Consider the following 23,299-nt stretch of genomic DNA (forward strand, 5'->3'; position numbering starts at 1 on the left):
CAACCCTCGACATCAACCGTCAAACTCCAAGGGAGACATCATGGTCATCACATCAAAGCAGCACCAGCCGCATCATGGCACCATCAGGGCAATGGTTGCCCTCATGATCACCATGGCCATGGCCGGAGCGCTGTCGGCCTGCGGATTGGGGGGCGACCAGGGCTCCTCCGCAGGATCGTCGGATCATGTGACCATCGCTGCCATTTACCCTAAGACCGGTCTCTACGCCGAGTACGGCAAGATGTTCCAGCAGGGCTTCGACCTGGCCAAGGACCAGGTCAACAAGAAGGGCGGAATACAGGGCAAGCGCCTGAACATCGACTACTACGACACCCAATCAGACGCCAAACAGGATGCCGCCGTCGCCCCCAAGATCGCCTCCGACAAATCGGTCATCGCCGTTGTGGGAGACTACTCCTCGCCGGCCTCCTCAGCCGCATCGCCCATCTTCCAGCAGGCTGGACTGGTCCATTACGGCTTCAACAACTCCTCGCCGACTTTCACGAATTCAGGTGATCATGTATGGACACCCCAGATCTCACAGAAGATCAACCAGGAAGTCAACGCTGAGGCAGTGTCCAAACGAGCCAAGAAGATCTCCGTCGTCTATCTGGAAAACGACTGGGGGAAGGAATCCTTCCAGTACTTCAAGGAGGCTGCGGAACGGCTCGGGGTGCAGATCGTCTACCAGTCCTCCTATCTGCCAGATTCCACGGACCTGACTCCGATACTGATCCCAGCCAAGAATGCTGCCCCCGATGCCGTGGTGGACATCGGCTACGGACCGGATGGAGCGCTGGTCGCCAACACCCTGCGAGACAAGCTGGACTATAAGGGACCATTCTTCGGCGGTCAGGAGACCAAGGAGTTCCTCTCCCTGACCGGAGCGAACGCCCAAGGGGCCATCATTACCGGCGTCTTTTCTGCGACAGGCACCAAGGATGCGAAGGCCAAGGCTTTCGTCAAGAGCTTCGAGGACCGGTACCACACTGTTCCGGGCAACTTCGAAATCACTGCCTACCAGGCCATTATGGATCTGGCCTACGCGGGCGAGAAGACCAGCCCCACCAGGGAGGGCATCCAGGAGGCCCTAGGCAAGGTCAAGGACTTCCCGCTCTACCAAGGCCGGGGAGGGACCTTCCGGTTCAATACCAAGACCCGACGGGCGGACACGATCAAGCCCATCCTCCTCCAGGTGGATCAGGGCAAATTCAAACAGATCGAGGAGTGAGCAACGATCATGGTCGAGACGCTCTTTTCCGGACTCATCCACGGCGGCGTTTACGCTCTGGCTGCCGTGGGGATGTCCCTGGTCTTCGGAGTGACCAATGTGGCCAATTTCGCACAAGGATCCCTGGTAGCGGTAGGCATGATGACGGCCTGGTGGGTAGGCTCCTCCCTAGGCTGGGGACTCGTTCCCACCATACTGGCCGTCGTCCTGGTCACGGGTCTGGTCGGCCTGGTCACCAACCTCCTGGTCATCACTCCCCTGGAAGGCCGGCAGCCGATCGCCGCGCTCTTGGGCACTGTCGGCCTAGGGCAGGTGCTGGATAACGGGATGCAGCTGATCTTTGGCTCTCAGACCAGGGCCTTCCCCCAGCTGCTGCCCACCCACAACCTGCATGCGTTGGGCATCAGCTTCGGCACCTCCGACCTGGTCATGGGTCTGGTCGCCCTGGCCAGCATGGTTGCGCTCTGGGCCTTCTTGACCTACGGCAGGACCGGACAGGCCATCAGGGCCACCTCGCAGGACTCCCAGGCCGCGTTGCAGATGGGGGTGCCGGTCACCTCCATTCGCACCATAGCTTTCGTCATCGGTTCGATTCTGGCGGGCATCGCCGGAATTTTCATCGGCCTGTTCAAGACGAACATCAACCCCATGGACGGCAACGCCATCGGCATGACAGCCTTTGTGGCCGCCGCCATCGGCGGGCTGGGCTCCATCCCCGGAGCCATCATCGGGGGCCTGGTTCTAGGTTTGGCCGAAGCCGTCGGCGTAGGACTCTTCGGCGATGGCGTGCACGACCTGATCACCTTCGGCACCCTCCTGTTGGTTCTGATTCTCAAGCCCTCGGGATTCCTGGGCCGCAAGGCAGACATGGGCAAGGAACCCATGACCGGAACCCTACCGGAAGCCGCCAGACCCATCCGTCTGCCGCTTTGGGCCAACCTCGGCCTTGCAGCAGCCGCCCTGGCCACCCCCTTCATTTTCTCCGACCATCTGGCCGGCATCGGGACCCAGGTTGCCATATACGCCATTGCCGCAGTGGGCCTGACGCTGATCTCAGGATCAGCCGGTCAGACCATCCTGGGGTTGGCAGGACCTGTGGCCGTGGGAGCCTACGCCTCGGCCCTGCTGACCATGCGTCTGCATTGGCCCTTCACCCTCTCCCTGCTGGGCGCGGCCGTCATCGCCGCCCTGGCCGCATCCCTGCTGACATTCCCGGTATGGAAGCTCAGTGGCCACTATGTGGCTATCGCCACCATAGGCGTGGGAGCAGTCATGGTCGCCATCATCCGCATCTGGGAACCTCTGACCAGGGGCTCGCTAGGTCTGCAAGGCATTCCCCTGCCGACATTCCTGGGCAAGCCGCTCTACACCCAACAGATGCAGTACCTGCTGGATCTGGTCATTCTTCTTCTGGTCCTTGCAGTGACCTCCCGGATCCGGTCCTCACATCTGGGCCACGTCTTCGAGGCCATCGGCGAGGACGGACAAGCGGCCTGGTCCCTGGGGATCAGGACAGGGGCCTACAAGGCGCTGGCCTATGCCCTGGCATGCGGGTCGGCAGGTATCGCAGGAGCCCTGCTGGCACACCAGTACACCTATATCGACCCGACCCTCTTCAATCCGACCATGTCGACCCTGATTCTGACCATCATCGTCCTGGGTGGCATGAAGTCCCCGACCGGAGCTGTGATCGGCTCCCTGATCCTGGTAGGGGCCCCTGAACTGCTGCGTATCCTGCCCGAGGTGAGAATCATGGCCTACGGACTCGTCCTGATCATCTTCATCATCTGCAGACCACAAGGCCTGTTCTCAACCAAAAGGAGGGCATGATGACAGGCAGTCAGCATAGTCCCGAACCCGCACGCGACAATCCCGATCAACCCCTGCTCAGCGTGCGCGATCTGAGCAAGAGCTTCCAGGGACTGCAGGCGGTGGCCGACGTCAACATGGATCTGGCATCCGGCCAGGTGATAGGCATTATCGGCCCCAACGGATCAGGAAAGTCCACGACCATCAACCTGATCTGCGGCTTTCTCAAGCCCGACTCGGGCCAGATCAGCCTGAGGGGACGCACCGTGACCGGCCTGCCCGCTACGGACATGGCCGAGCAGGGGGTGTCACGCACCTTCCAGAACGGTAGGGTCTTCCCGGCCATGAGCGTTGAGGAGAACGTGGCCGTGGGATTCCATAGGCGCCTGGAAGCCCGCAGGCCCTTTCGCCGTCTGGAGAGGTGGCCCATCCTGCGATGGATCCCCCTGCTGACGCAGACCTGGCTGACGCTGGTGCCCGGTCCCGCCTGCGGGAGGGAGGCGGTCGCCGAACGCAAGGCCGTCCAGTCCGAGATCGACAGATTCAGCGAGCGCCTGGAGGAGCATCGCACCCAGGCCGCCTACACCCTGTCCTACGCCAACAGGCGCCGCACCGAAATCGCCAGAGCCCACGTCAGTTCCCCTGACATCCTGGTCTTGGACGAACCCACCGCAGGGATGAACCAGTCGGAGACAGCCGAGGTACTGCAACAGCTCCTGGAGCTCAAGGCCCAAGGTCAGACCATGCTTCTGGTCGAGCACAAGATCGATCTGATCGAAGCGCTTTGCGACCAGGTCATCGCCATGGACGGCGGCCGGATCATCGCCTCCGGACTTCCCAGGCAGGTCAGTGCCGACCCCCGCGTCATCACCGCATACCTGGGCGACCGCAGACCCCGCAACAATGCCCCCATGAACGGGCAGGCGGATGTTCTGGCCCGGCAGAACGCCCTGGCTTCGGTCACCGCTGCGGAACCGATTGATGGCCAGGATCCCGACAGCACAGGAACCAGGCTGAGAGCCAAGGCTGAGGCCTCTGATGATGATGAGGGGAAGCCGACCGCCGAGGGGGCACGAACATTGCTCTCCCTGGATGGCGTCGATGTGAGCTATGGCCCGGTCAAGGCCCTGGATCATGTCAGTCTTCGCATTCCTCAAGGCGGCATCGTCTCCCTCCTGGGCGGGAATGCTTCAGGCAAGTCCACAACCATGAAGACCATCCTGGGCCTGCTGGCTCCAAAGGAGGGGACCATCCGTTTGGATGGACAGGAAATCACCCACACCCCCACCAAGGATCGGGTCCGTTCCGGAATCGCCTCAGTTCCGGAGGCAAGAAGGGTCTTCGCGGCCATGAGCGTGGAGGAGAACCTGCGTATGGGCGCCTACACCCAAAGGGAGCGCAATCAGATCGAGCAGGATCTGGATACCATATATGAGCGCTTCCCCCGCCTGGCCGAACGCCGCGGGCAGCAGGCCGGCACCCTTTCAGGAGGCGAGCAGCAGATGCTGGCCTTCGGCAGGGCCCTGATGAGCCATCCCCGGCTGATATGCATGGACGAGCCGACCATGGGCCTATCGCCCAAGCTGGTCGACCAGGTGCTTGAGCAGATCGCCTCCCTTCGCGACCAGCTGGGCATCTCCATCCTTTTGGTCGAGCAGCAGGCCGAGCTGGCCCTGTCCATCGCCGACTACGGGTACGTGCTGCAGAACGGCCTGATCCGTCTGGAGGGGCCTGCCCGACAGCTCTTGAATGATGAACGTGTCCGCCAGGCATACCTGGGCAAGGCAACCTCCCGATAGCGGGCGATAAGGAACACCTATGGGAGCAACCTTGCCTGAGACTCTGAAAGAAGATTCGATGGTGGGCTAGCAAGGGATTCCCGACCGGACACAAGCAGAGGGGCACAACCGTATGAGCAAAGGATTCGCAACAAGAGCCGTCCATGACGGCTATGACTGTCAAAGCCAGGGCGGGGGCGCAGCCAGCGTCCCCATCTACCAGTCGGCCGCCTTTGACATGGTCACCGCCGACCGGGGAGATGCCCTGGCCGCCGGCGAAATTCAAGGATTCTCATACTCCCGCCTGGCCAACCCCACGGTCAAGGTTCTGGAGGACCGCCTGGCCAGTCTGGAGGGGGGCAAGGGGGCTGTAGCCATGGCCTCGGGGATGGCAGCCGTGTCGTCAGCCCTCATGTGCGCAGCCGAAGGCGGCGGGAGACTAATTTCCCCGGTCGATCTTTATGGGACCTCGGTGGATGCCATGAAGACCTTCTTTCCCAACTTCGGCATCGAAACGGATTTTGTGGGCGACATCAACGACCTTGACGAGGTGGAATCCCTGATCCAGGACAACACCAGGGCCATCTTCGCCGAGTCCGTGGCCAATCCGTCCACAGCCATAGCCGACATCCCCGACCTGGCCGACCTGGCCCATCGGCATGGGCTGGCCCTGATCATCGACAATACGGTGCCCACGCCGTATCTGCTCAACCCTATCGACTTCGGCGCCGACATCGTCGTCCACTCGACCACCAAGGGGATCAGTGGCCACGGCAATGCCCTGGGCGGGGTCATCGTGGATGCGGGGCGATTCGACTGGGGCAACGGCCGCTTTCCGCAAATGAGCCAGCCCGAACTGATCATCAGCGACGAACGACACGGGTCCATGGTCAGCTTTCTGGATGCCTTCGGCAAGATGGCCTTCCTCCACAGGGTCCATACCAAATACCTGCACACCTTCGGGGCCGTCATGAGCCCTTTCACCGCCTACCTGCAGCTGACCGGCCTTGAGACCCTGGCCCAGCGGGTCGCCACCGAGGTAAAGACGGCAGCAATCCTGGCCCGCCACCTGCTGACCATTCCCCAGGTGGAGCAGGTCAACTACTCGGGCATTCCCGAGGGCCGGCGCCAGGGCGATGCGGACCAGCAGAACCGCCTGGCATCAACCCTGCTGCCCAAGGGCGTCGGCACGATCCTCTCCTTCAAGGTCCAGGGAGGCTACGGGCAGGTCAAGCGCATCGTGGACTCGGTGCGTCTCATGAGCTACATGCCCAACATCGGCGACTGCCGCACCCTGATTGTGGACCCGGCCAGGATCACCCACAGGGAGGTTCCAGGCCTCTATCGCCTCAGTGCCGGTGTGGGCGACGACCTGATTCGGATCTCCGTAGGTCTGGAGAACCCGAATGACCTGGTCGCCGACCTGGATCAGGCCTTTGCAGCCGCCTACCCGAACACGCTCTAAAAGCTGCGTCCTCTACATCACAAAACCCGTTCTGCTCCCAACACATCCCGGATAATACGGAGCAGACATATATGCAGAGTTGCATAAAGAAGAGCCTCTTGTATAAAAAAGGACCCGACCAGGTGGTCGGGTCCTTATGAAGCCAAACGATAGGAAGAACTCAGCGAGTCTCCCGGTGCAGGGTATGCTTGCCGCAACGGGGGCAGAACTTCTTGAGCTCCAGACGGTCAGGAGTGTTACGACGGTTCTTGGTCGTAATGTAATTACGCTCCTTGCACACGGTGCACGCCAGCGTAATGCCAGGACGGATATCTGCGGCTTTTGCCATGGTTCACCTCTATAGTCGTTGCACGACCGACGTATGTCGGCCACAGTAGCGAGGAAGAGACTCGAACTCTTGACCTTACGATTATGAGTCGTACGCTCTAGCCAGCTGAGCTACCCCGCCAGAGAGCCTCGGGTGAGAATCGGACTCACGACCTCTTCCTTACCAAGGAAGTGCTCTGCCACTGAGCTACCGAGGCGTGGCGGATAGAGGATTCGAACCTCTGAAGCATTACGCGGCTGATTTACAGTCAGCTCCCTTTGACCGCTTGGGAAATCCGCCATGTCGCACTAGAACCGGAGCTCCGTACGGCAACTTGCCTATAATGACATGTTTTTCCATTTTCCGCAAGTCCCGCTCCACGCCGTGTCTTCCGTGTCAGAGCGGGACAGATGGGTCAGAAATCCCAGTCGTCGTCGTCCGTCTCCACGGCCTTGCCCATGACATAGGAGGAACCCGAGCCGGAGAAGAAGTCATGGTTCTCGTCGGCGTTGGGGCTCAGCGAGGCGATGATGGCCGGATTCACGTCGGTGCTGTCCGAGGGGAAGAGTGCCGGATAGCCCAGGTTCATCAGCGCCTTGTTGCCGTTGTAGCGCAGGAACTTGGAGACGTCCTCCACCAGGCCCACTCCTGAATACAGGCTCTCGGTGTATTCCACCTCGTTGTCGTACAGGTCGCCCAGGAGCTCATAGGTATAGTCGCTCATGGCCTGACGCTCGGAGTCGGAGACCTTGGCCAGCCCCTTCTGGTACTTGTAGCCGATGTAGTAGCCGTGCACGGCCTCATCACGGATAATCAGACGGATCAGATCAGCCGTGTTGGTCAGCTTGGCATGGCTGGAGAAGTACATGGGCAGGTAGAAGCCCGAGTAGAAGAGGAAGGACTCCAGCAGGGTGGAGGCCACCTTGCGTTTCAGGGGATTGTCGCCCTCATAGTAGTCCAGGACGATCTGGGCCTTGCGCTGGAGGAACTCATTGTGCTCGCTCCACTCGAAGGCGGCGTCGATCTGAGGCGTGGAGGCCAGCGTGGAGAAGATGGAGGAGTAGGACTTGGCATGAACCGACTCCATAAAGGCGATGTTGGTGTAGACCGCCTCCTCATGGGGGGTCAGCGCATCCGGGATCAGGCTGACGGCGCCCACGGTCCCCTGGATGGTGTCCAGAAGGGTCAGACCGGTGAAGACCCGCATGGTCAGGGTGTGCTCCTCCTCGCTCATGGCCTGCCAGGAGGGCAGATCATTGCTGACGGGAACCTTCTCGGGCAGCCAGAAGTTGCCGGTCAGACGGTCCCAGACCTCCAGGTCCTTCTCGTCCTCCAGACGGTTCCAGTTGATGGCGGAGACCCGGTCGATCAGCTTCAGCGGCTGCCGGGGAATGGAAATGGGTGGGACCATGGTTGATTGCTCCTTGTTGGATAGGTGTTCGACAGTGCGACGCGGATCATGACAGGACCGTCAGTCTACCGCATGGACGGACCCGACCTGTGGATGTGGATACCAAAGGGCCGGCGTCGCCATCAAAGACGGCACCGACCATTGATTGCATATGTCTTAAGGACTGGTGCCTTAAAGCATGCAGCTGACGCAGCCCTCGACCTCGGTGCCCTCCAGCGCCTGCTGGCGGATCCTGATGTAGTAGAGGGTCTTGATCCCCTTGCGCCAGGCGTAGATCTGAGCCTTGTTCAGGTCACGGGTGGTGGCCGTGTCGGGGAAGAAGAGGGTCAACGAGAGCCCCTGGTCCACATGCTGGGTGGCCTCGGCGTAGGTGTCTACGATCTTCTTCCAGCCGATCTCGTAGGCGTCCTCGAAGTAGTCCAGGTTCGCGTTCGTCATGTAGGGGGCCGGGTAGTAGACGCGCCCGATCTTGCCCTCCTTGCGGATCTCGATCTTGGATGCGATCGGGTGGATGGAGCTGGTGGAGTGGTTGATGTAGGAGATGGACCCGGTCGGGGGTACGGCCTGGAGGTTCTGGTTGTAGATCCCGTCCTTGAGGATGGCCGCCTGGAGTTTCTTCCAGTCCTCAACCGTGGGAATGTGGACCTTGTACTGGTCGAAGAGGTCCTTGATCCGCTGGGTCCTGGGCTCCAGGGAGCGGCTGCCCTCAGTGTACTTGTCGAAGTAGTTCCCCTGGCCGGCCGGCTTGGCATAGTCTGACTTGGCGAAGGAGGCGAAGGCCTTCCCCCGCTCCACGGCCAGGGCATGTGAGGCCCTGTAGGCGTGGTAGGCCACGGTCATGAAGTACATGTCCGTGAAGTCCAGCCCCTCCTCGGACCCATAGTGGATGCCCTCGCGGGCCAGGAAGCCATGGAGGTTCATCTGGCCCAGGCCGATGGCATGGCCCTCGTCGTTGCCCCGCTTGATTGAGGGGACGGCCTCGATGTTGGTGTGGTCGGAGACGGAGGTCAGGGCCCGCACCGAGGTCTCGACCGTGTCGGCCAGGCCGCCGTCCATGGCCTTGGCGATGTTGAGGGATCCCAGGTTGCATGAGATGTCGCGGCCGATATGCTCATAGTTCAGGTTCTCGGAGTAGGTGCTGGGCTCCTGGACCTGCAGGATCTCCGAGCAGAGGTTGGACATGGTGATCCGGCCGTCGATGGGGTTGGCCTTGTTGACCGTGTCCTCGAAGAGGATGTAGGGGTAGCCGGACTCGAACTGGATCTCGGCCAGGGTCATGAAGAAGTCACGGGCATCGATGTACTTCTTGTGGATTCGCTTGTCCTTGACCATCTCCTCATAGCGCTCGGTGATGGAGATGTCGGCGAAGGGCTTGCCGTAGACCCGCTCCACGTCGTAGGGCGAGAAGAGGGCCATGGGCTCCTTGCGCTTGGCCAGCTCGAAGGTGATGTCGGGGATGACCACGCCCAGGGCCAGGGACTTGATGCGGATCTTCTCGTCCGCGTTCTCCCGCTTGGTATCCAGGAAGCGCATGATGTCAGGATGGTGGGCCGACAGGTAGACGGCACCGGCACCCTGGCGGGCACCCAGCTGATTGGCATAGGAGAAGGAGTCCTCCAGGAGCTTCATGACCGGAACCACGCCGCTGGACTGGTTCTCGATGTGCTTGATGGGTGCGCCCATCTCGCGCAGGTTGCTGAGCAGCAGGGCCACGCCGCCGCCCCTCTTGGACAGCTGCAGGGCGGCGTTGACGCCGCGGGAGATGGACTCCATGTTGTCCTCGATGCGCACCAGGAAGCAGGAGACCGGCTCGCCGCGCTGGGCCTTGCCCAGGTTCAGGAAGGTCGGGGTGGCGGGCTGGAAGCGGCCGGAGATGATCTCATCCGTGTACTTCATGGCTGCCTGCTCATCCCCGTCGGCCAGCTCCAGGGCCACGGCCACGCAGCGCTGGGGGAAGTCCTCCAGGTAGCGCTTGCCGTCGAAGGTCTTCAACGCATAGGAGGTATAGAACTTGAAGGCGCCCAGGAAGGTCTCGAACTCAAAGCCGCTCTCGGCCGCATGCTTGTAGATCCTGTCCAGGAACTCAGGAGTGTAGCTCTCGAAGACCTTCCGATCGTAGTACTCGTGATCCAGGAGGTAGGCAATCCTCTCGGCCGTGGAGGGGAAAGTCATGGTGTTGGGCCGTACGTGCCGGTCCATGTACTGGCGTTCGGCCTCGCGGTCCTTGTCGAACTGAATCCTGCCGTCCTTGTCGTACAGGTTCAGCATGGCGTTCAGGGCATGGTAGTCGTGAGCCGGATCGAAGGTCTCCTCATCCTCGGATGCGGTCCTATCCAGGGCCAGGGACGTGTCCTCGTTTGCTCCCATCGGGTGTCCTTTCATGAGTATTGCAGTGATAGTGCGTGTAATGAAATAGGCTCAGGACTCGGGGTGGTTGCGGAAGAAATCCACAACCCCGCGGCGGACCTTCTCCTGGTCCTCCTTGGTGCCCATGAGCTCGAAATAGTAGAGGAAGGGCACATTGCACTTGCGGGAGATGATGTCCCCCGCCATGCAGAAGGCCTCCCCGAAGTTGGTGTTGCCCGAGGCGATGACCCCGCGGATACCGGACCGGTTGGCCGGGTCGTTCAGGAAGCGCTTGATCTGCGGCATGACCGCCTTCTTAGCTGATCCGCCCCCATAGGTGGGGACGATCAGGATGTAGGGCTGCCGAATGTTGAGCGGCGGATCCTTGGGCCTCAGAGGGATGCGGAAGACGTCAATCCCCTCGTCATCCAAATGGCAGTTGGCGATGAACCGGGCGGTGTTGCGCGAGGCCGACGAGAAGTAGACCACGGCCCCCAGGTGCTGACCCTGGGCGGCGAACTCGGGAGCGCTGAGCTCCGAATCAATTCCGGCGGTCTGCTGTTGCTCCATGCTTCCTCCTGATCAGGCCATCCAAAGCCTGTCTTGACGGTGATGCCCGCCCTGAAGACGGACCAACCTGAACCCGCCCAGCGCGAGCCTGAACTACTATATGTGCTATTGGTATTGAAAACGGTGAGCATATATAGGGTTTTCTGTGCCCAATATCACAGCGGATCCAACTCGCCTAGAAGTCCCAGTCGTCGTCGTCAGTGGACTCGGAGTGTCCCATGACATAGGAGGAGCCCGAACCCGAGAAGAAATCGTGGTTCTCGTTGGCCGATGGCGACAGGGCCGCCAGGATCTCCGAACTGACATCGGTCTGGTCGGCCGCGAACCGGGCCGGGTAGCCCAGGTTCATCAGCGCCTTGTTGGCATTGTAGCGAACGAAGGCGAAGACGTCCTCGACGAAGGGGAAGCCCTCATAAATCTGCCCCGAGTAGACCATCTCCAGGTCGTAGAGCTTGTCCAGCAAATCGTTGGTGAACTTTTCCAGCATGGCCTGGTCGGCCTGGGTCCTCTCCTCCAGACCCCGCTGATACTTGTAGCCCGAGTAATAGCCATGGATGGCCTTGTCACGCAGGATCAGACGGATCATGTCGGCCGTATTCATCAGCTTGGCATGGCTGGAGAAGTAAAGGGGCAGATAGAAGCCCGCATAGAGCATGAGCGAGGAGAGCATGGTGGAGGCCACCTTGCGCTTCAGGGGATCCTCGCTGACATACTCGTGCAGGACCGTGTGGACGCGCTCCTGGAGGACGTCGTTGGCCACAGCCCAGCGGTAGGCCTTGTCGATCTCCTCGCTGGAGCAGAGCGTGGAGAAGACCGAGGAGTAGGAGCGGGCATGGACCGACTGCATGAAGGCGATGTTGGTATAGATGGCCTGCTCCTGCTCGGTGCGGGCGTGATCGATCTGCACCAGCTCACCGATGGTGGCCTGCGTGGTGTCCAGCATGGTCAGTCCGGTAAAGACGCGGACCGTGGTCTGGCGCTCATGATCGGTCAGGGTGTTCCAGGATGGGATGTCGTTGGACAGGGGCACCTTCTCGGGCAGCCAGAAGTTGGAGACCAGTCGGTTCCAGACCTCCAGATCCTTCTCGTCGGTGATGTTGTTCCAGTTGACCGGGCGAATCCTGGCCTCGGGGGTGACCCGGTACTGGGGCGGAGTGATGGATTGGCGCATCATCTCGTCGTCGGCATAGACGCCGGCCTCTGACTTTGCGCTCTCTTTGGTGCTTTCCTGCTGGCTCATGACAAAACCGCCTTTCGTGAATCAGTCGACTGCTGCTGGAGCTGCACTCCCATTCCGACCAGAATGGCCCTGACCGCCTGTACATCCTCCGCGGTGCCCAGCAGCTCGAATCGATAGAGCTCAGGGACGCCGCACCGACGGGCTATCAGAGGGCCGGCCGCGCAATAGGCGCTGCCAAAGTTCCGGTTGCCCGAGGTGACGACTCCGCGGATCAGTCCGCGGTTGACCGGATTGTTCAGGAAGTGGATCACCTGCTTGGGCACGGCCCCCTTGGCTGACCCGCCGCCATAGGTGGGCACCAGCAGAAGGTAAGGCGCATCCATAATGGGCATGGGCTGGCGCCGCTCGTACAGAGGGATGCGGATGGGCCCCTCCACGCCCAGCCGCTGCACAAAGCGGTGGGTGTTGTTGGAGACGCTGGAGAAGTACACCAGCTTGGAGGCACCATCGGGAGGATCGTGCCGATCCACATCTGCTGAGGACATAGTGACTGTTGCTCCTTGGTAAACACTATATATTGGATAGGCTTGGCCAGCCAACCACAATATATAGGTTTATCCAAGACGACACAAGCTCACAGGAGCAAAACAGCCTTTGCTGTGACATTCCATACAAGGACGGAGACGGCAATTATTTGCATTTACGCTCGCGGCAGTATGCGGCCTTCAGTCAGCAATCGGATCCTGCGGTAAACCCTGCCGACGCAGATCAGCGCAAACTTCCAGGACCCGGTCGTTGGCTTCCCGCTCCCCCACAGTGATGCGGATGCCCTCGCCAGGGAAGGTCCTGACCGACAAGCCTACGTCGCGGAAGAGCTGATCAGCCTGTGCGGCAGCCTGGCCCAGAGGCAGCCAGTAGTAGTTGGCCCGAGGTTCAGGGATCTTCCACCCCTGCTCCTGCAAACCAGCCAGGATCCTGGCCCGTTCCTGCTTGAGTGCCTGGACCCGTTCGGCCAGACGGTCCTGTGCGTCCAGGCTGGCCATTGCCGCCGTCTGAGCCACATCAGTGACGCCGAAGGGCAGGGCCACCTTGTTCATGCCGGCAATGATCGGCTCCGCTGCCACGGCGTATCCGATCCGCAGACCAGCCAGTCCATAGGCCTTGGAGAAGGTCCGGGCCACTATCACATTGGGATGCTCGCGCATAAGTGTCAATCCATCGGCTCGATCAGGGTCGTCGTTGAACTGTATATACGCCTCATCAAAGAGCACCGGCAGGTCTGCTGGCAGGGCTTGCAGGAGCCGTTCGGCCTGATTGCGATCGACGTTGGTCGCAGTCGGATTGTTGGGATTGTTGACAATGACCAGTCTGGTGTGGTCATTGACCGCCGCAATCATGGCCTCGATGTCATGGCGCCCCTGCTTATCCAGAGGCACAGGCACCCCGGTGGCGCCGGCCATGGTGATGATGATGGGATAGGCCTCGAAACTGCGCCAGGGATAGACCACCTGATCGCCGTGACCGGCCACCAGGTCAACCAGCTGGGTGATGACCTCAGTGGATCCGCATCCCAGCTGAATGCATGCTGGATCGACCCCGTGCAGCTTGGCCAGCCGCTCTACCAGACGGGTGCCGTGCATGTCCGGATAGCGGTTCAAATGCCCCAAGGCTTGCTCTGAGACGGTCTGAAGCACACCAGGCAAGGGCGGATAGGGGTTCTCATTACTGGAGATCTTGTAACTGGTTAACCCGGGAACGGCTGGTGCCGGGCTGCCCTGCCGGTATCCGGGAAGGGAATCAATGCTGGCGCGATGACGATAGTACATGAGCACCATGCTAGTGGCCGCCACATGTCCCTGCGGTGTCTGTTCCGCTGCACGGTCCTGACGAGATGCAAGTGGCCCCTGGTCCTTCTGCAGGACCAGGGGCCACTAATCACCGCCTTTTTACTTGAGGATGGCCAGAACGTCGCGCGCGGACACGATCAGGTAGTCCTCGCCGCCGTAGTTGACCTCGGTGCCGCCGTACTTGGAGTACAGAACCTTGTCGCCAACCTTGACATCCATGGGGATGCGCTCGCCCTTGTCGTCACGACGGCCGGGGCCTGCCGCCAGCACCTCGCCCTGCTGGGGCTTCTCCTTGGCGGTATCAGGAATGACCAGCCCGGAAGCGGTCTTGGTCTCCGCCTCAGCCTGCTTGATGACGATCTTGTCTTCCAACGGTGTGAGTGAAATCGACACTGTGGACCTCCTACATCTTGTGAGAACAGCCAATGAACCCACGCCGGAACGTCGATGAGAGGCTGACGAACACTCACCACGCATTCCTTTGCGCTACAAGTCATAGTAGCGCGAAATTAGCACTCTGCCAACTTGAGTGCTAACGCTGGTGGTGAAAGATGGATTGTCGATTGGCCCCTCAGGACTTGGCTGACGGACGACGCCGGGCCAATATGGCCTCCACGCCGATGGATAGAGAGTTCTCGCTACGGTCAGGCGCTTCGACCTGGGCCTGCATCTCCCTCTCATGGAAGTCGTCGGGCCGCCCATCGGCCTTCTTCTGAGCCTTCTTTTGATCGGGCTGCTTCTTTTCGGGGGGACGGGCCACGGAGACCTGTCGGGTTGACTTGATCTCCAGGCTGTGGGGACCCTCATCTTCGTTGTTCTTGCCGTCCTTGTCCGCTTCCTCGCCGCGGGCCGATCCCAGGGAGAAGGAAATCAGATCTTGGCCTGCCGCCATGTCGAAAGCATCCAAGGCCGGAGAGGGATTGATGCGTTCGAGTTCGTTGGTGGCATCCTCCTGGGCCTTTGCCGAGGACGACGATGCCGCGGATTTGGAGTCCTGATCCGACGAGGCCTGGTGCTCTTTGCCGATAGACGCAGAAACCGATCCGGACTTGCCTGAATGGGCACCGGCGGATTGGGCAGGCATCGAGTGTGAAGAAGTCGGCCGGACTGCAGACTTCGAGGCAGCGGATTTGTCCATTGACGACTTGGGCGTAGCAGATTTGGAGGCAGCCTTTTGAGCCTTTGAAGATTTGGCAGCTGCTGGTTTGGAAGCCGCCGGTTGAGAAGCCGCTTGTTTGGCTGGGGTCTGTTCAGAGGTCTTCTTGGTGACGGGCTGCCTGTTCGAGGTATGTCCGGTCTGAGCAGCAGTCTTCTCGTTCGGCTTTACGGACCCGGCCGAACCCTTAGCCTTGCTGGTGCCGGCTGACGGCTTTGCTGGCTTGGTGGAATTGTGCTGCCTGGCCTTGAGTGCTGCCTGCTGATCAGCCTTGGCCTGAGCCAGCGTTTGACGAATCTCACCCTGGTCAAGCACATCCGTGGCAGTTTCCGTGCGGCCCTCATTCTTGGCCTGCACAGGCCTGCCGGAGGTCTTGCTCTTAGTCAGGCTGGCCGCCTGCTGACGACGCTGCCTAGCACGTCGCTGGGCCAAATTGCGCTCCCAAGTCCTAGCCTGGGCCGAAGCATGTGCGCCGGCGGCCAACACCACTATCACCAAGGCCAGAGGAATCAAAGTGAACCATGGGCTGTAACCTACAAGGTAAGAGAGCCCAGCCACCAGCAGAGTGATGACCAACAGGGTAAGGACCAGGATGCGACGACGGCGTATGGCCGCGCGGCGCAACTGTCTGATCTGCTTGATGCGCTGGGCCTGACTCAGCCGGTTGCCATCCTGCTGCCCTTGCTGCATGACCAACCCTTTCACCGTCCTCGACTGCCTGTCGCAGAACCTCATACCGTCTTCCCGACCCACCATGTGCAGGGAGGTGGAAAGCCTGTCCTGGCGATGCTCCGAGGCCCGCTTCATGCCCTTGACGGTGCGAAACGGCAGCCAACCCAGCACCAGAATCACTGCAATCACCAAAACCATGATGCTGCTGAGTGATTCATAAACCATAGGTACTACGTTAGTTGACGGTATGCCCCAAGCGGCAAGTCAAACCCAGCGTGTCGACCATGTCTGCCCCGGGGATTCATAAACGGGCCAGCAGATCTGAATCGAATTGGTCGCTGATCCAGGCAAAGGTCAGGTGGTCCCGCCACTGTCCGTTTACATACATGTAGCTGCGACGCAGCCCCTCCGGCTCCATGCCCAGCTTTTGTACCACACGCAGGGACCGCTGGTTTTCAGGCAGAATCGCCACCTCCAGACGGTGCAGATGAGGCCCACTCCTATCCTTGAAGACCCAATTCGCCACCATGGCCAAGGCCAGGGGCGCGAATCCGTGACCGATCCAATCCTGGTCAACCCAGTAGCCCGCTACTGCCGTGCACATGGACCCATAGCGGATGGCGCCTAGGGAAATCTGCCCTACGATGCTCTGATGAAACTCCATCAGGAAGACCGCCGAAGTGCCCTCCTGCCGGGCACGCTCCAGCTCCTGCATCCACTGGGCATAGGTCATGCCGGGTCCGTGGCGGGGATCCCCAGATTCCCATGGAGCCAGCCAATCACGATTCCTCCATCGAACCGCATTCCATGCTGATTGATCACCCTCGCGGATGGGTCTCAGCAGGAAGTCCCCATGGCCTGGAGGCGGGGTCAGACGATCGGGCAGATTCAGGGCATGGCCCGAGCGGGCCCGGGAACCCTGCCAGACCTGACGGAAGGTATGCAGAACCGACATGATTCCATGTTCTCACCGAACGGCAGCTGAGGCAGACAGGCGTCCATCCGGGAGAGCCCCTACTGGTAGAACTGAGGACATGAACGAGCAGGCACGCATCGACATGGACAAGCAAGATCGGCGTGGCCGGTTGCTTGAAGACCGAAGGCACATCGATCGGACCCAATGCCTGGATGCGGGCCGCAAGCTGGCCTATCTGCTGGCCGATCAGGTGCTACCCAGAGTCGAACGCTCCCGAAGCGACCAGAGCCTGACCGTGGCTGCTTTTGCCTCCATTCGGGGTGAGATAGCCATGGACCCCAGTCTTGACCTTCTGCTGGGCCGGGGATACCAGGTGCTCATTCCCATGCTGGGCACGGGCACCCAAGTAGGCTGGGGATGCCTGCAATCAGAGCATGATCTGGATGGCATGAAGCGGATTCCCGGCTGGCGGCCGGACGAACCCGATATGCCGGCACTGCCAGCGCAGGCTTTGCATCAGGCTGATCTGATCCTGGTGCCGGCACTGGCCATCGACCATGCCGGCATTCGTCTGGGTCGGGGCGGCGGCTGGTATGATCGGGCTTTGGCCTTGCGTGCTGAACAGACCCCAGTGGTAGGCATCTGCTGGCCCGGCGAATTCGTGGAAGCCCCTCTGCCCCACCTGGATCATGATCTTCCTGTGGATGCCGTCCTGACGCCCGAAGATTTCACGCCCACAGCCGCAGGTCTGTCACGAAGACCCAAGGCGGACCATAATGGTGATGAACAAGACTGACGAGAGGCCCGGTGCCGATTCTTCTGGTCGCAGTCACCACTAGGATATTGGGTGTTGAACCAATCGTCGCGCGAACCGACCATCAGCGGAGGGAAAGAACGGTGCCCACCTATCATTATCGTTGCAAGAACTGCGGATACGACTTTACCAAGGAGCAGTCTTTCAGCGACGAACCCATCACCATCTGCCCCAAGTGCGGGCAGCAGCAGGTCCGCAAGGTCTTCTCCGCAGTACCCATCGAGTTCAAGGGCCATGGTTTCTACCGGACCGACGGAGCCTCATCTTCCTCCTCTTCGAGCTCCACAAGCAGCAAGTAGACCAAGAGGCACATTCGACCACATCGACCATGCGGACCCATACGCCGGACAACATTCTGGCAGGCTGGGGGCATGGTCGATTTTCCCATCTTCACCAAGAAGAACAAGCCTTCAACGGTCACCAGCACTCTGACTCGCCGACGGCGACTTTTTCGGCTACGGAGCGTAGGGGCCGCCCTGGCATTGGGGCTGGCAGTCTTCTGTGCCCTGCAGATCCTGGTCCAGGCGCAGGGCCGTCTGTCTGTATTGGTCGCCGCTCGGCCTATTGCACGCGGCTCAGCCATCGAGCCTGCCATGGTTCGGACGCGGATCCTGCATGGCAGGGAACGGCTGCCCGGCCTGATCGCTTCATTTGGGCAAGTACGCGGACGGAGGCTGATGATCAGCGTCCACACAGGGCAACCGCTGACCACAGCCATGATCAGCAACAGACCGGCACAGCCGGCCGGGACCACCGCAGTGACCGTCCACCTGGCCGACGATCCGGGAGACCTGCAGGCCGGCGATCAGGTGAGTTTGCTAGCCGCGGGGAACTGCCCGGCCGACAACGGTCCGCATCCCACCCAATCCAGTTCCCTGCTGCCATCCTCCAAGCGAGACCAACCCGGTTCTGATAGGGTGCCGGGGCTTGCCCACAGTCGACAAGTCAACGACGTACAGACGCCTGCTCCCAGGCAGGCCTCAGGTGGCGGACGCTGCATGATAGCCGAGCAGGCACTGGTTTTGCAACCAGCGCAGACCGTCCCCAGGAATCAATCCAATCCAGACGGGCGGGAGAGCAACCAAGGCCGGCAAAGATCCCAGTCCGTCTTCGCTCTGGATGCCAATCAGGCCCTGCTCTTGTTGTCGCTGGATCCATCCACCCCTGTCATTGCCATTCGCCCCGACAGAACTCCTGCACCGACACCCTCCAATCATGTCGGAAAACCGAAACCATCCTGGGCCCGCGATAATGGAGGAGGAAGTAGGCATGGGCGCTCCATGCCTCACATCAGCTACGGAAGGATACAGGATGGCCTCGATCAATCAGGTGGCGGCCAAGGATACCGCCGAAGCAGTGCACAAGATCTCGCAGATCAGCAACAAGGGCGTGCTGGGCGAATTCAAACAGTTCATCTCACGCGGATCCATGGTGGATATGGCCGTGGGTGTAGTTATGGGTTCAGCGGTGACCAGCGTGGTCAACGCCATCGTCAACAATCTGATCAGCCCCCTGATCGCCATGATCTTCGGCAAACCAGACCTGTCGGGACTCCTTACCATCAGCTACCGGAACGCTACCATCTCTTTCGGTGCCATTCTGACGGCCCTGCTCAACTTCCTCTTGATCGCCATCGCTGTCTACTTCTGCATCATTATGCCCATCAACAAGCTGCGGCAACTGAGCAGGGCGGCCTCGGGCATCAAGGACCAGCCCAACGCACCCAGCCCCCAGGACCAGAGCCTGCAGCTGTTGCGCCAGATCGCCGCCGACATCCACCAGTCAACAGGCGCAGACAGCCAAGATGCCGGAACCGGTATGCCCACAGGACAGAACTAGAACCAGCAGTCAGTCGCCACGCTCGTTGGGGAAGAGTCCCCAATGCGGCGGCAGCTCACCCAGGATCCGCCGGTCATCCCCGTCAAGACGATCCTGCGTACAGACCTGGTCCTGAGGATCCTCCTCGATGCCGTCAACATCAAACCGTTCCGTGCCTGGGCGAACAACCCGGCGATGCCGACGTCTGCGTGAAGCTGCAGGCTCACCGGTCTGATTTCCCCGGTCTAGCTGATCATCTGCCATCAACGCGCCTGCTGGTAGATATCAGCAAGGCGAGCAACGATCCTTTCGGCTTCTTTATCGGGGTTGACAAAGGCCGAAACGCTCCAGACCGTCATGACCGACCAACCAAGATACTGCAGGTCCTCGGTGGTGAACCGGTGACGTTCCCGGGTGGACTGGGTATGCATGAACTCGGCGTCGTCGGTCAACACGGCCAGAGCATAGGGCTTGTTCTTGAGCCCAACCACCAACGGGATTCGGGGCGCCTGTTCGTACCCATAATCCAGGGCTACATCCAGCCCCCGGGTCCGCAGCCGTTGGGCCAGATCCCGGAAGAGCACATTGGTGGACTGCTCGGCTTGCTCGGGCCTAGCAGGTTCAGCGTCGGGATGCTCAACCCAAGTCAACAGATCCTTGAGCAGACGCGGCCCAGGCTGGTGAATGCGGTCGTCCTCAAGATCATCAGCGGAAAACGCCGCAACGATGTCCAGATTCCGATCCGGCAGGACCAGAGCATCCAGCAACATGCCCTTGCCTCCTTCGCCTTCCAGGTCGCCGAACTGCTGCAGAAGACGGCCGTGGGTGGTCTTGGCAAAGCCCAGAGTGAGGATCACGTCCGTGGCCCGGGCACCGCAGACCTCGTCAATGCCGACAATGCGTACGTGCCGCAGGAATTTGGCGAAAACCCTATCCTTGGCAGCTGCCGACTTGAGTTCAGCGCCGAGCCTGGAGCGGTGGGTTGCCGACAGGGTGACCACAGTCAGCAGATAACTGTTCGGCACTAGGGAGAAGGATCCGGCCTTGCGCTTGAGCATGTCAACAACGGTAGCCACCTCCTGTTGACTGGACTCGACCAGCCCGGTGGCCATGACCGGGACGCCAGCGCCCTCCACCCGGGTCAGGGTCACCCTGCCAGGCTCCCGGCAATCTGGCACAGGTACCGACAGATCCCCATAGCCGTGATCTTTCAGGAAAGCATCCAGTCGAATGGAACGACGTGAGGGCCGTGATTTGACGGTGACTGGAACCAGATGATCGACCAGCTGCAAGAGGCCATCCGAGGTGATGGTGGGGCGGTGGGCGATGACCGCCACCTGCCGGGCACGCGCCAGCACGGTCAGGACCTGAATGGAAGGCATATGAGCCCCGGCATCGATGATGACCGTATCAGCAAGCTGTGTCGGATTGGTCCTGGTCGCCAGCGTGGCCGGAGTCGCGATGATGATGGGCTTGGCCGCCGACAGTATGCTGGGGTGGGCCTGTTGAAAGACGGCAAGAGAGGCACCGGGGTTGCCGGCCAGCATGGTGTGCAGCTGATTGGCCTCCTGTGTGCGCGAGAAAAGCAGCTCGGATAGGCGCTTTTCACTCTCCTGGGCAACCATGGGTCCTACGCTGGCCACATGCTCGGCATCTACCTGGCTGAAGCGGTCGGCTGCGTTGGATAGGGCGGAACCGTCCTGGTTGGAGATGATCTGCGAGGAACGCATGATGTCGTCGAAGACTGTGGTCCACCACGCCAACTGCAACTCGGCCCGTACCGCCTTACCTTCAACCTGGCGGTTGCGCAGGTCCTGGACCAGGCCCTCCAGACCCGCCTTGTTAAATTCACCCTCCAAAGCACAGCGTTCAGGCAAGGTATCCAGGGCTGTATGGTCGTCAAAGAGGGCCTTGAGCCGCTCCTCCACCTTGTTGAAGTCCATGGTCTCCAGATCGCCACCAGCCGGAGTCGAGTCCAAGACGGTGTCCAGAGCCGTCATGTCACGGATCAGGGATTCCTGAGTGTCGATGATGACGTCCAGCTTGGGTGGCAGGACCGGCCAGCCGCCGTGGGGGACGAAGGTCCGCCACTGCTCGGCCTGCTTGGAGACCACCACCAGTGATTCATGCAGATCCTCGACCTGGGCACCGGGCCTGAGCAGGCTCTTTGCTTCCTTGACCAGGCGTCGACGTTCCCAGAATCCCAGATTGGTGCCACTAGCTTTGCGATCAGCCTTGGCCTTGGTGGCCTCAATCATGGCAGGAATGTCGCGCTCGAAGATGGAGGGCTGGAAGACATCCAGGACCCTACGAAGGTTCTTGAGGACCACCACCTGCCGCCCCCAATCCTTGACGGTGGCCGGCACAGGGAATCCGCAGGTCTCTACAGTAGATTTGACCTGCTCACGGGTGTCCGGCAGAAGCCGTTGCAGCAGACGAACCACACGGGAGTAAGCGTCCACGGCCTCGTTCTCGTTGACCAAGGTAGCGCCGAACCAAGGAGTATCTTGTGGACCGATGACGAATTCGCCCAGCTCGGCAGCCCTCTCCAGCTTATCGGCCCAGGCATTCAACTCGGGCTGCAGATTGTGGGCAGTGGCCGCACCCAAACGGACACGGGTGGCAGGATGCGTAGGCATGTTGGCAATGTTGGCCAGATTCTGAATAGTCTGGTAGGCCGAAACCCCCCAGCTGGAATCCACCCCATGCAGATCGCCCAGATAACGGGTCAGCCGGGAACGGACACCCACAAGCTCGTCAGCCACCTGATCGAAGTGTTCACTGGCCTTGCCGGGTTTGAACCCCACCGCATCAATCAGCCGCTGGTCCAGGACCCGGCCCAGCTGATCGTCGGTCAGGTCAAGAGCCATGTCCGCCATCCCGGCAGCATCCAGACGATGTTGAAAGCGCCGCTTCTCCTCCACCACACAAGGTACATAGAGCACTGTTCTGCCTGCGGTGACGCAACGCGAGGCAATGGCCAAAGCGTCGTCGGCGCTGTGGCGGCCGGTCTGTTCATCCACAATCACGCTATGACCGGTCGCCACCAGCTGGGCTGCATAACGGACCCGGTTGTCCACATCTCCGGACTCGAATTCGCTGTGAGGATCCGCATCGAAGGGGCTGTAGTCAGGCACAGATCCGCCCTTGAGCCGCTCGGAGGCTTCCTGATCACCTGCCAAAGCATCGAGCAGATCGTTGCCGGTGGACCCGGCGGTCATCCGGTCCAGAATCCGGAGGCTTTCACCAAGCAGCTGGGCCGATGGCTCGATGAAACACCCTAGGACAATTTTCCGTTCGATGGTGAAGTCGCTGATATGCGGCGTGATCAGGGCCGTCATATCCTTGAACAACGATGAAGTTTCTGGTGTGCCGCCCTGATAATGGGAGGCGGAAAACAGGCGGTCAGAATCCAGGGTGATGCCTCGCTCGCGCATGGCCGAGATCAAGGCAGGATTAAGATCCACCTTGCCTGTGAATCTGATGGAGGCTCTGGAGGTTCCCTGTGTGCCCTCATCAATACGCACGGGGTAGAGCAGAACAGGCATGTCGCGCCCCTGCCAGGCAGCCACTCCCACCACCATGGAGAGCTGGGCAAAACCGCTGGCACGCTCTTTGGCGGCCTGATCGTCCAGGACCCGCTCCATGCGCCGGTGGGCCGCGCGCAGCATGCCGCGGTCTCGGAAGAGCGCATCCAGATGAACCTGACCGCTGGCGAAAAGCTGTGCAATGCCTGAAGGATGCGCATGTGTCAGGTCCATCTGCGCGGCCAGCTGCGATACATTCTCCAGAGGAGTCAATCCCACCTGGTTCTGGTAGTCCTGGCGCCATCCTCGAATTCGCTCCAGAGGAGTCAGCGGGGCTTTGACCTCTTCTGCCGCAGGGTCGGAGGAGGATCCGGCCGCTGATGCCTGCGCATCCTCAGCCCGTTTGCCCTGTTCCGATTCCCCGGTGCTCATTACCGTCTCGCTCATCCGTC

Annotated in this window: 19 protein-coding genes, 3 tRNA genes and 1 pseudogene; 8 read left to right on the forward strand and 15 right to left on the reverse strand. The window is 60.7% G+C overall.

The annotated features are described in order from the left end of the window. The first annotated feature begins 40 nt into the window (after positions 1 to 40). The 4 genes from DKK74_RS06865 (at position 41) to DKK74_RS06880 (ending at position 6,283) form a co-directional block, all read left to right on the forward strand. The gene (locus DKK74_RS06865; RefSeq protein ID WP_258334486.1) at positions 41 to 1,231 is read left to right on the forward strand and encodes an ABC transporter substrate-binding protein; all 1,191 of its coding nucleotides are present in this window, start codon (positions 41 to 43) and stop codon (positions 1,229 to 1,231) included. 9 nt (positions 1,232 to 1,240) lie between these two features. Beyond that, entirely contained in the window at positions 1,241 to 3,061 is a 1,821-nt protein-coding gene (locus tag DKK74_RS06870) for an ABC transporter permease (protein ID WP_110413389.1), read from the forward strand. After that, on the forward strand, positions 3,058 to 4,839 hold the full coding sequence (locus DKK74_RS06875; protein ID WP_110413390.1) for an ATP-binding cassette domain-containing protein: 1,782 nt from the start codon (positions 3,058 to 3,060) through the stop codon (positions 4,837 to 4,839). The genes DKK74_RS06870 and DKK74_RS06875 overlap by 4 nt, the downstream gene beginning before the upstream one ends. 112 nt (positions 4,840 to 4,951) lie before the next feature. Further along, positions 4,952 to 6,283, forward strand: coding sequence for an O-acetylhomoserine aminocarboxypropyltransferase/cysteine synthase family protein (locus tag DKK74_RS06880; RefSeq protein WP_110413391.1), 1,332 nt, complete (start codon positions 4,952 to 4,954; stop codon positions 6,281 to 6,283). A gap of 160 nt (positions 6,284 to 6,443) precedes the next feature. On the opposite strand, the gene rpmG is transcribed toward DKK74_RS06880, so the two are convergent. The 13 genes from rpmG to DKK74_RS06945 all read right to left on the reverse strand — a co-directional run bounded on the left by rpmG (position 6,444) and on the right by DKK74_RS06945 (position 16,727). After that, complete coding sequence (rpmG, locus tag DKK74_RS06885) at positions 6,444 to 6,611, reverse strand: 50S ribosomal protein L33 (protein ID WP_015022386.1); 168 nt, start codon at positions 6,609 to 6,611, stop codon at positions 6,444 to 6,446. Between the two features lie 46 nt (positions 6,612 to 6,657). Then, a tRNA-Met gene (locus DKK74_RS06890) sits at positions 6,658 to 6,731 on the reverse strand. Between the two features lie 4 nt (positions 6,732 to 6,735). Continuing rightward, positions 6,736 to 6,807, reverse strand: a tRNA-Thr gene (locus DKK74_RS06895). A gap of 1 nt (position 6,808) precedes the next feature. Beyond that, positions 6,809 to 6,890, reverse strand: a tRNA-Tyr gene (locus DKK74_RS06900). A gap of 115 nt (positions 6,891 to 7,005) precedes the next feature. Continuing rightward, the gene (gene nrdF / locus DKK74_RS06905) at positions 7,006 to 8,001 is read right to left on the reverse strand and encodes a class 1b ribonucleoside-diphosphate reductase subunit beta (RefSeq protein ID WP_110413392.1); all 996 of its coding nucleotides are present in this window, start codon (positions 7,999 to 8,001) and stop codon (positions 7,006 to 7,008) included. Between the two features lie 171 nt (positions 8,002 to 8,172). Next, complete coding sequence (nrdE, locus tag DKK74_RS06910) at positions 8,173 to 10,368, reverse strand: class 1b ribonucleoside-diphosphate reductase subunit alpha (RefSeq protein ID WP_110413393.1); 2,196 nt, start codon at positions 10,366 to 10,368, stop codon at positions 8,173 to 8,175. A gap of 51 nt (positions 10,369 to 10,419) precedes the next feature. Then, the gene (nrdI, locus tag DKK74_RS06915; RefSeq protein WP_110413394.1) at positions 10,420 to 10,917 is read right to left on the reverse strand and encodes a class Ib ribonucleoside-diphosphate reductase assembly flavoprotein NrdI; all 498 of its coding nucleotides are present in this window, start codon (positions 10,915 to 10,917) and stop codon (positions 10,420 to 10,422) included. A 175-nt stretch (positions 10,918 to 11,092) separates the two neighbouring features. After that, positions 11,093 to 12,088, reverse strand: coding sequence for a class 1b ribonucleoside-diphosphate reductase subunit beta (gene nrdF, locus DKK74_RS06920; RefSeq protein ID WP_046323878.1), 996 nt, complete (start codon positions 12,086 to 12,088; stop codon positions 11,093 to 11,095). 65 nt (positions 12,089 to 12,153) lie between these two features. After that, on the reverse strand, positions 12,154 to 12,642 hold the full coding sequence (gene nrdI, locus DKK74_RS06925; protein WP_110413395.1) for a class Ib ribonucleoside-diphosphate reductase assembly flavoprotein NrdI: 489 nt from the start codon (positions 12,640 to 12,642) through the stop codon (positions 12,154 to 12,156). 180 nt (positions 12,643 to 12,822) lie between these two features. Continuing rightward, on the reverse strand, positions 12,823 to 13,923 hold the full coding sequence (locus DKK74_RS06930) for a histidinol-phosphate transaminase (RefSeq protein ID WP_181414975.1): 1,101 nt from the start codon (positions 13,921 to 13,923) through the stop codon (positions 12,823 to 12,825). A 120-nt stretch (positions 13,924 to 14,043) separates the two neighbouring features. Next, complete coding sequence (groES, locus tag DKK74_RS06935) at positions 14,044 to 14,337, reverse strand: co-chaperone GroES (RefSeq protein WP_015022393.1); 294 nt, start codon at positions 14,335 to 14,337, stop codon at positions 14,044 to 14,046. Positions 14,338 to 14,515: 178 nt separating this feature from the next. Next, positions 14,516 to 15,970 carry a hypothetical protein gene (locus DKK74_RS06940; RefSeq protein ID WP_110413397.1) on the reverse strand — a complete coding sequence of 485 codons (1,455 nt, stop codon included), beginning with the start codon at positions 15,968 to 15,970 and terminating at the stop codon, positions 14,516 to 14,518. Between the two features lie 103 nt (positions 15,971 to 16,073). Continuing rightward, positions 16,074 to 16,727, reverse strand: coding sequence for a GNAT family N-acetyltransferase (locus DKK74_RS06945; protein ID WP_110413398.1), 654 nt, complete (start codon positions 16,725 to 16,727; stop codon positions 16,074 to 16,076). A gap of 79 nt (positions 16,728 to 16,806) precedes the next feature. Here DKK74_RS06945 and DKK74_RS06950 point away from each other — a divergent pair, with 79 nt between their 5' ends. The 4 genes and pseudogenes from DKK74_RS06950 to DKK74_RS06970 all read left to right on the forward strand — a co-directional run bounded on the left by DKK74_RS06950 (position 16,807) and on the right by DKK74_RS06970 (position 19,341). Further along, positions 16,807 to 17,484 (forward strand): 5-formyltetrahydrofolate cyclo-ligase, encoded by a 678-nt coding sequence (locus DKK74_RS06950; RefSeq protein ID WP_181414952.1) that lies wholly within the window; start codon positions 16,807 to 16,809, stop codon positions 17,482 to 17,484. Between the two features lie 101 nt (positions 17,485 to 17,585). After that, positions 17,586 to 17,801, forward strand: coding sequence for an FmdB family zinc ribbon protein (locus tag DKK74_RS06955; RefSeq protein ID WP_015022397.1), 216 nt, complete (start codon positions 17,586 to 17,588; stop codon positions 17,799 to 17,801). A 72-nt stretch (positions 17,802 to 17,873) separates the two neighbouring features. Further along, positions 17,874 to 18,212: pseudogene (locus DKK74_RS08940) on the forward strand (SAF domain-containing protein); the annotation flags it as partial. A 718-nt stretch (positions 18,213 to 18,930) separates the two neighbouring features. Beyond that, positions 18,931 to 19,341 (forward strand): MscL family protein, encoded by a 411-nt coding sequence (locus tag DKK74_RS06970; RefSeq protein WP_375537562.1) that lies wholly within the window; start codon positions 18,931 to 18,933, stop codon positions 19,339 to 19,341. A 9-nt stretch (positions 19,342 to 19,350) separates the two neighbouring features. Here DKK74_RS06970 and DKK74_RS06975 read toward each other — a convergent pair whose 3' ends face one another. Together DKK74_RS06975 and DKK74_RS06980 are read right to left on the reverse strand one after the other, a co-directional pair. Next, positions 19,351 to 19,584: a hypothetical protein gene (locus tag DKK74_RS06975; protein WP_110413402.1), complete on the reverse strand. Its 234-nt coding sequence runs from the start codon at positions 19,582 to 19,584 to the stop codon at positions 19,351 to 19,353. Then, positions 19,584 to 23,294: a helicase gene (locus tag DKK74_RS06980; protein ID WP_110413403.1), complete on the reverse strand. Its 3,711-nt coding sequence runs from the start codon at positions 23,292 to 23,294 to the stop codon at positions 19,584 to 19,586. Before DKK74_RS06980 ends, DKK74_RS06975 begins: the two co-directional genes overlap by 1 nt. Positions 23,295 to 23,299: the final 5 nt, after the last annotated feature.

It is taken from the genome of Bifidobacterium asteroides, assembly GCF_003202755.1.
GTDB lineage: Bacteria > Actinomycetota > Actinomycetes > Actinomycetales > Bifidobacteriaceae > Bombiscardovia > Bombiscardovia asteroides_F.

What these genes read in the sequence shown, in the direction of transcription:
- DKK74_RS06865 (WP_258334486.1), top strand. Translation starts at nt 41, where the DNA reads ATGGTCATCACATCAAAGCAGCACCAGCCGCATCATGGCACCATCAGG.
- DKK74_RS06870 (WP_110413389.1), top strand. Translation starts at nt 1,241, where the DNA reads ATGGTCGAGACGCTCTTTTCCGGACTCATCCACGGCGGCGTTTACGCT.
- DKK74_RS06875 (WP_110413390.1), top strand. Translation starts at nt 3,058, where the DNA reads ATGATGACAGGCAGTCAGCATAGTCCCGAACCCGCACGCGACAATCCC.
- DKK74_RS06880 (WP_110413391.1), top strand. Translation starts at nt 4,952, where the DNA reads ATGAGCAAAGGATTCGCAACAAGAGCCGTCCATGACGGCTATGACTGT.
- rpmG (WP_015022386.1), bottom strand. Translation starts at nt 6,611, where the DNA reads ATGGCAAAAGCCGCAGATATCCGTCCTGGCATTACGCTGGCGTGCACC.
- nrdF (WP_110413392.1), bottom strand. Translation starts at nt 8,001, where the DNA reads ATGGTCCCACCCATTTCCATTCCCCGGCAGCCGCTGAAGCTGATCGAC.
- nrdE (WP_110413393.1), bottom strand. Translation starts at nt 10,368, where the DNA reads ATGGGAGCAAACGAGGACACGTCCCTGGCCCTGGATAGGACCGCATCC.
- nrdI (WP_110413394.1), bottom strand. Translation starts at nt 10,917, where the DNA reads ATGGAGCAACAGCAGACCGCCGGAATTGATTCGGAGCTCAGCGCTCCC.
- nrdF (WP_046323878.1), bottom strand. Translation starts at nt 12,088, where the DNA reads ATGCGCCAATCCATCACTCCGCCCCAGTACCGGGTCACCCCCGAGGCC.
- nrdI (WP_110413395.1), bottom strand. Translation starts at nt 12,642, where the DNA reads ATGTCCTCAGCAGATGTGGATCGGCACGATCCTCCCGATGGTGCCTCC.
- DKK74_RS06930 (WP_181414975.1), bottom strand. Translation starts at nt 13,923, where the DNA reads ATGTACTATCGTCATCGCGCCAGCATTGATTCCCTTCCCGGATACCGG.
- DKK74_RS06940 (WP_110413397.1), bottom strand. Translation starts at nt 15,970, where the DNA reads ATGGTTTTGGTGATTGCAGTGATTCTGGTGCTGGGTTGGCTGCCGTTT.
- DKK74_RS06945 (WP_110413398.1), bottom strand. Translation starts at nt 16,727, where the DNA reads ATGTCGGTTCTGCATACCTTCCGTCAGGTCTGGCAGGGTTCCCGGGCC.
- DKK74_RS06950 (WP_181414952.1), top strand. Translation starts at nt 16,807, where the DNA reads ATGAACGAGCAGGCACGCATCGACATGGACAAGCAAGATCGGCGTGGC.
- DKK74_RS06970 (WP_375537562.1), top strand. Translation starts at nt 18,931, where the DNA reads ATGGTGGATATGGCCGTGGGTGTAGTTATGGGTTCAGCGGTGACCAGC.
- DKK74_RS06975 (WP_110413402.1), bottom strand. Translation starts at nt 19,584, where the DNA reads ATGGCAGATGATCAGCTAGACCGGGGAAATCAGACCGGTGAGCCTGCA.
- DKK74_RS06980 (WP_110413403.1), bottom strand. Translation starts at nt 23,294, where the DNA reads ATGAGCGAGACGGTAATGAGCACCGGGGAATCGGAACAGGGCAAACGG.